Annotated in this window: 5 protein-coding genes; all 5 read left to right on the forward strand. The window is 72.3% G+C overall.

The window, feature by feature from the left end:
- Positions 1-23: 23 nt before the first annotated feature.
- The 5 genes from ACZ4Z2_RS02880 (at position 24) to ACZ4Z2_RS02900 (ending at position 6429) form a co-directional block, all read left to right on the forward strand.
- Positions 24-1616: a glycosyltransferase family 2 protein gene (locus ACZ4Z2_RS02880; RefSeq protein WP_468071620.1), complete on the forward strand. Its 1593-nt coding sequence runs from the start codon at positions 24-26 to the stop codon at positions 1614-1616.
- A gap of 93 nt (positions 1617-1709) precedes the next feature.
- Entirely contained in the window at positions 1710-2681 is a 972-nt protein-coding gene (gene galE / locus ACZ4Z2_RS02885) for a UDP-glucose 4-epimerase GalE (RefSeq protein ID WP_468071622.1), read from the forward strand.
- A 185-nt stretch (positions 2682-2866) separates the two neighbouring features.
- Positions 2867-3301, forward strand: coding sequence for a DUF6507 family protein (locus ACZ4Z2_RS02890; protein WP_468071624.1), 435 nt, complete (start codon positions 2867-2869; stop codon positions 3299-3301).
- Positions 3298-5778 carry a hypothetical protein gene (locus tag ACZ4Z2_RS02895; RefSeq protein WP_468071626.1) on the forward strand — a complete coding sequence of 827 codons (2481 nt, stop codon included), beginning with the start codon at positions 3298-3300 and terminating at the stop codon, positions 5776-5778. Before ACZ4Z2_RS02890 ends, ACZ4Z2_RS02895 begins: the two co-directional genes overlap by 4 nt.
- A 9-nt stretch (positions 5779-5787) precedes the next feature.
- Positions 5788-6429 (forward strand): hypothetical protein, encoded by a 642-nt coding sequence (locus ACZ4Z2_RS02900; RefSeq protein WP_468071628.1) that lies wholly within the window; start codon positions 5788-5790, stop codon positions 6427-6429.
- The last annotated feature ends 307 nt before the right edge of the window (positions 6430-6736 follow it).

Raw genomic sequence — 6736 nt, forward strand, 5'->3', positions numbered from 1 at the left:
CCTCTCATAGGTCCGGGGCAACCATGCTTCTTCAGCAGGCGCAGGTCTCCGTCGTCGTCATCGGGTACGACGACGCCGCTCATGTGGCGGACGCCGTGCGCTCGGCGCTCGCCCAGGGCCCGGCCGTCCATCAGGTGATCGCGGTCGACGACTGCTCGGCGGACGGCAGCGGGGAACTCCTGGAGGAACTGGCCGCCGCCGAACCCCGTCTGAAGGTCGTCCGGCGCCGGACCAACAGCGGCGGCTGCGGCACCCCGCGCAACGACGGGCTCGACGCCGTGACCGCGCCGTACGTGATGTTCCTGGACAGCGACGACGTGCTGCCACCGGGTGCCGTGGCCGCGCTGCTGGAGGCGGCCGTTCAGGACGACGCCCCGGTGGCGGCGGGACTGTGCGTCCGCAAGGAGCTGCCCTCCGGGCGCGAGACCCCCTGGCAGCCCGAGATGTACGCCCAGCGCGCCCTGGTCACCCATCCGGCCCAGCGCGAGCGCCTCGTCCACGACACGCTCTGCGTCAACAAGCTCTACCGCACCTCCTTCCTGCGCGACCACGGCATCCGCTTCCCCGAAGGGCGCTTCCCCTACGAGGACTTCGTGTTCGTCGCGCGCGTGCTCGCCGCCGGGCCGCGCGTCGCACTCGTCCCCGACCCCGTGTACGTGTGGCAGGTACGCCGTTCGGCGGCCCGGCTCTCGCTCTCCCTCGACCGCTCCGACATCGCCAACTGGCGCGCCCGCATCGAGGCCGACCGCCTGTCGTACGACATCCTCCTCGGCGCCGGCGAGAAGCGTCTGGCGCGTGCCACCCGGACCCGCTTCCTCGACCACTCGCTGCGCATGTACGCGCGTGAGCTGGACCTGCGCGGCGCGCACTACCGGCGCGAATGGTGGACCCTGACCCGCGCGTACCTGAACACGTTCGACGAGGGCGACTTCACGCCGGCGCCCGCGCCCGGCCGGGTCGTCGCCCGGGTCATCCTCGCCGCCGAGGAACCGCGCGACCTGGGCCGCCTCAAGGAGATGGCGGCCCGTCCGGCGCGGCTGAACCCGCCGTACGCGCGCGCGGACGACGGCACGCCCGTCTGGTCGGCGGACCTGCCCCAGGTGGAGCTGGAGCACCTCCTCGTCCGCCCCGTGCACCTGCTGCCGGCCGCCGTCGACGCGGAACTGCGGCCCCGCGCGCGGGGCACCGTCCTGCGGCTGCGCCTGCACGAGCTGTACGGGCGGATGGCGGACGCGGACCCCGAGACGGTCGAGGTCGAGTTCACCGGACGGGACGACGGGCACGTGGGCTTCGCGTGCGCTGCGCCCCTCACCGCCCGCCCCCAGTCCGAGCACTGGACGGCCGAGGTCCCGCTGGACCTGGCGGCACTGGGCAGCGGCACCTGGGACCTGCGGCTGAGGCTGCTCTTCCGGGACGGCAGCCGGCGCGAGACCACCGCCCACGCGGTCGCGGGCGCCGGGCTGCTGCGCCGCCGCGCGCTCCCGAGCACACGGCACGGCGTGCTCCTGGTGCAGCCGTACGCGACCCACGCGGGGGCGCTCGCGCTGCGCCTCGCGCCCGGTTGGCGCGGAATGACCGAAGTGGTACGCCGTCGTCTCAAACGCCTGCTTCACTGATGACCGACCTGGTCACGCCCGCGCCCGCCACCGGCCCGCGCGGGCGCACCACCGACCGGACCCGCGGGTCCACCGACGAGAGGACAGTCGCCCATGACCTGGCTGATCACCGGTGGCGCCGGTTACATCGGCGCCCACGTGGTGCGCGCGATGCTCGACGCGGGCGAGGAGGCCGTCGTCTACGACGACCTGTCCACGGGGATCGCCGAACGGGTGCCGGAGGGTGTCCCGCTGGAGGTCGGCTCGACCCTCGACGGTGAGCTGCTGGCGCGGGTGATCCGCGACCACGGTGTCACCGGTGTGGTCCACCTCGCGGCGAAGAAGCAGGTCGGCGAGTCCGTCGAACGGCCCCTGCACTACTACCGGGAGAACGTCGAAGGTCTGCGGGTGCTGCTCTCCGCCGTCACGGACGCCGGTGTCGCGTCGTTCGTGTTCTCCTCCTCGGCGGCCGTGTACGGGATGCCGGACGTGGACCTGGTCACGGAGGACACGCCGTGCGTGCCGATGAGCCCCTACGGCGAGACGAAGCTGGCCGGGGAGTGGCTGGTACGGGCCACGGGCCGGGCGACGGCCCTGTCGACGGCGTCCCTGCGCTACTTCAACGTCGCCGGGGCGGCGGCGCCCCACCTGGCCGACACCGGCGTGTTCAACCTCGTCCCCATGGTGTTCGAGAAGCTCACCGAGGCGTCCGCGCCGCGGATCTTCGGCGCCGACTACCCCACCCCCGACGGCACCTGCGTACGCGACTACATCCACGTCGTCGACCTGGCCGAGGCCCATGTCGCCGCCGCCCGGCGGCTGCGCGAGACGCCCGGCACCGACCTCACCCTCAACATCGGCCGCGGCGAGGGCGTCTCGGTACGGGAGATGATCGACCGCATCACCGCCCACACCGGCCACCCCCTGTCGCCCGTCGTCGTGGACCGCCGTCCCGGCGACCCCGCCCGGGTCGTCGCCTCGGCGGACCGCATCGCCGCCGAGCTGGGCTGGAAGGCCCGCCACAGAGTCGACGACATGATCGCCTCGGCGTGGGAGGGCTGGCAGCACCACCGCCCCGCCAGGTAAAGGTGGTGTGCGTGGCCGTGAGGTATCTCACCGCATGGACGTTGCGCCTGTAACTGCCCCTTTGGTACCAACGATTGACGTGCGCGTCCGTGCGACGGCCGTGAAGTCCCGCTCCACGGTGGGAACCGAACGGTGCCGGTTGCGCGTGTGTACTGAGGGAAGCGAACGTTACGGGGGTAACGACGATGCCGGCTTGGGACATCGATCCGGTCAACGTGCAGAGCACGCTGAATTCGACCGGTGAGGCGGCGGGCGGTCTGGAGAAGGCCGCCAACTCATTGGTGACGAACATGGCCAGCGCGGCCGAGTCGGCCGGGACGGCGGTGCCCGGCGGGCAGTTCAGCGGCCCCATGATCGGACCGGTCGCCGCCGGCACCCCGCGTGTGCCGGTCGGCCCGGTGGCGGCGGCGCTGAGCAAGTACCTGGAGGAGCGGCGGAACAAGCTGGCGTTCATGGCGCAGCGGACCATCGACTCCGTGCAGGGCGCCGCCAAGGCCACCAACGCGTATGTCACCGGTGACCTGGACATGGCCGCCCAGCACCAGGCCAACGCGCTCAAGGCGACGGTGGTGCCCCCGCCGCCCGGCGTCGGCGGCAACGGCGGGCAGGGGCCGAAGTGAGCGACGACATCCCCGTCATCCCGGAAGAGGTCCCCGAGTTCACCGGCAATCTGGAGCTGCTGGACCAGCACATCAGCGGCATCCGGTCGGCCGGGACCTCGCTGAAGGACTCCGGCTCGGCGATCGACACCCGCTTCGGCGGCCTGTCGGCGTACTACAAGGCGCCGGAGGCGGACCAGCTGTTCGCGACGACCGCGCCGGTCGCGACGAAGGGCGAGGAGTTCTCCACCGAACTGGGGACCGTGGCCTCCGCCCTCGACGACTACGCGGCGGCGGTCGGCCCGCTCAAGCAGAAGTTCGAACAGCTCCGCCGGGACGCCATCGCCTTCCGCGCCAAGATCGCGGACGACGACGAGTGGCGTGCCGACGGTGACCTCGTCGAGGAGAACAACAACCGCCGTTCCGACATCAACGCCGCCTACGCCGCGTTCCAGGCCGCCGAGCGCGACTGCTACAACAAGATCGTCGCGTTGGTGGGCGGTGAGCCGCTGGTCGTCAACGACGGCTCGAACAAAGAGAACATGTACGGCTACCGGGGCGAGGACCTGAACAACGCCGGTGGTCTGCCCTGGGGCGACCCGGTGGAGGAGTCCAACCCCTGGTACTACATCCACGAACACGTCTGGGACTTCGCCGTCGGCTTCGTCGTGGACGGCGTCTGGGGCACCATCAAGGGCCTCGGCACCCTCGTCGGCTTCCAAGGCTGGGACGCGGCCGGCCAGGCCTGGACGGGCCTGGGCAAGCTCCTGACCGGCATCGCCATCACCGCGACCCCGCTGGGCGCCGCGTACTGGCTGACCCCGGCGGACAAGCTGCCCTCCTGGCTGCGCGACTCCCGCACGGCGGTCGTGGAGACGGGCAAGGCGCTGATCGCCTACGACGAGTGGGGCAAGAACCCCTCCCGCGCGGCCGGGGCGGTCACCTTCAACGTCGTCACCACCATCTTCACCGGCGGCGCGGGAGGCGCGGCAGCGGGCGCGGGCAAGGCGGGCGCCATCGCCAAGGCGATCTCCTTCGCCGGCAAGGCCGGCAGGATCGTGGACCCGATGACGTACATCACCAAGGGCGTCGGCGCGACCGCCGTGAAGATCAGCGACGTCATGGCGAGCCTGCGCGGCATCACCGACGGCACCCACATCCGCCTCGGCGAGGGCACGTACCGCATCGCCGACACCCCGAACCTGACGGACGACCTCCCCGCGGGCCTGACCCCCGAGAACAGCGTCCGCATGGAGACCCCCAAGGGCGAGGTCGTCTACCTCGACACCAAAACCCTGGTCATGCACAACGCCGACGGCACCGTGCGCGAATCCCTGGACGGCATCAAGCACGAGGGGACGGCGGCGGAGCGGGGCGCCGACGTCCACCAGCGGCAGCCCGAGCTGGTGGGGGCCGGGCCGAAGACGGGCGACAGCACGGCGAGCGCCGGCCGGGGCGGGGACGTCTTCGGCGGCACCGGGCGGGCCGGGAACGACGGTCTGCCGGGCGGTCGCGCGGATCACCTTCCGGGCGGCCGAGCCGACGACCTGGGACGCGGCCCGTCCGGGAGCCATGAGACGCCGGGCGGCCACGCGGAGACCCCGCGCGGCGGTCACGGCGACGGACCCGGCGGCGGTCACGGCGGCGGCGGTCACGGCGACGGGCCCGGCGGCGGTGGCCACGGTGACGGACCCGGCGGCGGGGACGGACCCGGCGGCGGCGACGGACCCGGCGGCGGCGGTCACGGCGACGGGCCCGGCGGCGGTGGCGACGGACCCGGCGGCGGGGATGGCCCCGGCGGCGGCGACGGACCCGGCGGCGGGGATGGCCCCGGCGGCGGCGACGGTCCCGGCCGCCCCGACTTCAGCGAGGGCGACGCGACGCCCTCCCCGCGCACCGGCGGTATGACACCGGACCAGGAAGCCTCGGTCGTGGACCAGCTCGGCAAGGCGAAGATGCAGGCGCACGACCAGCAGCGTCTGCTCGTCCAGCTGCGCAAGAGCGACTACGGCTCGGGGATCGCCGAACACATCGCCCGCGGCAACCTCGCGGACCTTCCCGGCTACGGCGACCTGCTCGCCCAGTGCAAGCAGGGCGACATGACCCCCGCCGTCTACATGGCCATGGAGCACACGACGGAGCTGCAGGCACGCGGGCACAAGAACCTGGCGCTGGAGTTGAAGGACCCGGACGCCAAGCTGGACCTGGACGTTCTGATCAAGTCCGGGGACCGGATCGAGTACGGCGTCCAGCTCAAGGACGTGCAGTCGGTGTCCGGCATCAACTCCGCGGCCAAGAAGATCGCCGCCAAGCAGCTCGCCGGGCCCATCGCGGGCCAGAAGGTGGCGATCCTCGACATCCACGATCTGAAGGCCAACGTCACGGATGACATCCTGAGGCGCGTCGAGGGGCACGCGAGGCGCAGCAACGCCACCTTCGAATTGCGGTTCGAGGACGGCTCCATCACCCTCCCCGCCAACGGTCCGGTCTACCCGTAAGGAACACTCATGTCGTCTCTGCTGCGCGCTCCGCGGGAGTGCGCGTCCTGGAGCTGGGAGCTCGATGACTACGCGCCTCCCGGCCTGGAATCGGCGCTGTCGGTGGCGGCCCGGATGTCCGGTGTCCTGCGCGAGCACGGCCTGCTGGTCCCGGGCGCCCTCGAATGGCACTGGTACGTGGACGGCGTCGGAGGCATCGGGGTCACCACGCGGCTGTCGCTCCAGGGTCCGCTCGACGACCCCGACCTGCCCGGGCGCCTCCTGGCGACCCGTCCCGTCGGTTTCCCCGACGCCCAGGTCGCCGACCTCCTGGTCTCGGGCCATGGCACCTGGCTCGACGCGGCGGGCGAGGAGCGGCGCGAGCACCGCCTGGTCGAGCTGACCGTCTCGCCCGACCCGCTGGGGCTCTCCGCCGACCTGGCCGTCCACCACGACATCTGGGGTCACTTCGACTTCCGCGGCCTCCCGCACCCGGACGTCGAGAAGCTCAACGCCCCCCGCCTCGCCGCGGCCCTCCAAGCCCTGGACACGCTGCTGGGTGTGGCGGCGGAGCCCGGGGAGCCGACCTACTTCGGCCGTGCCGAGGGCCACGGCATCAGGACGCCCGACATCATCGACGGCCGCGGCCCGGACCTGACGGACCTGCTGTGACCGGCGCACGGTGACCGACCGGACGGTGACCATGCCCGCGGGGACCGGCGCTCGGTGGCCGGTGGTGCGGTGAGGAACCTCGCGGGTGCCTGGCTCGGCGGGGCGAGCTTCGTCGGGGCCCGCCTAGGCCCAATGCCGGTGACTTAGATGGTGTGTGGTCTGGAGATCGTGAGGACTGCCGTGGCTGGTGGCGGCAGGTTGCGGTGTTCGGCTCGTTTGAGGGGCCAGTTGGACATCTTGCGTTTGATGACGCGGGGACTGGTCCGTTGACGCCGTTGGGGTAAGAGGCGTTCGGTGATCTCAGTCC

The sequence above is a fragment of the Streptomyces sp. NPDC030183 genome, assembly GCF_055573455.1.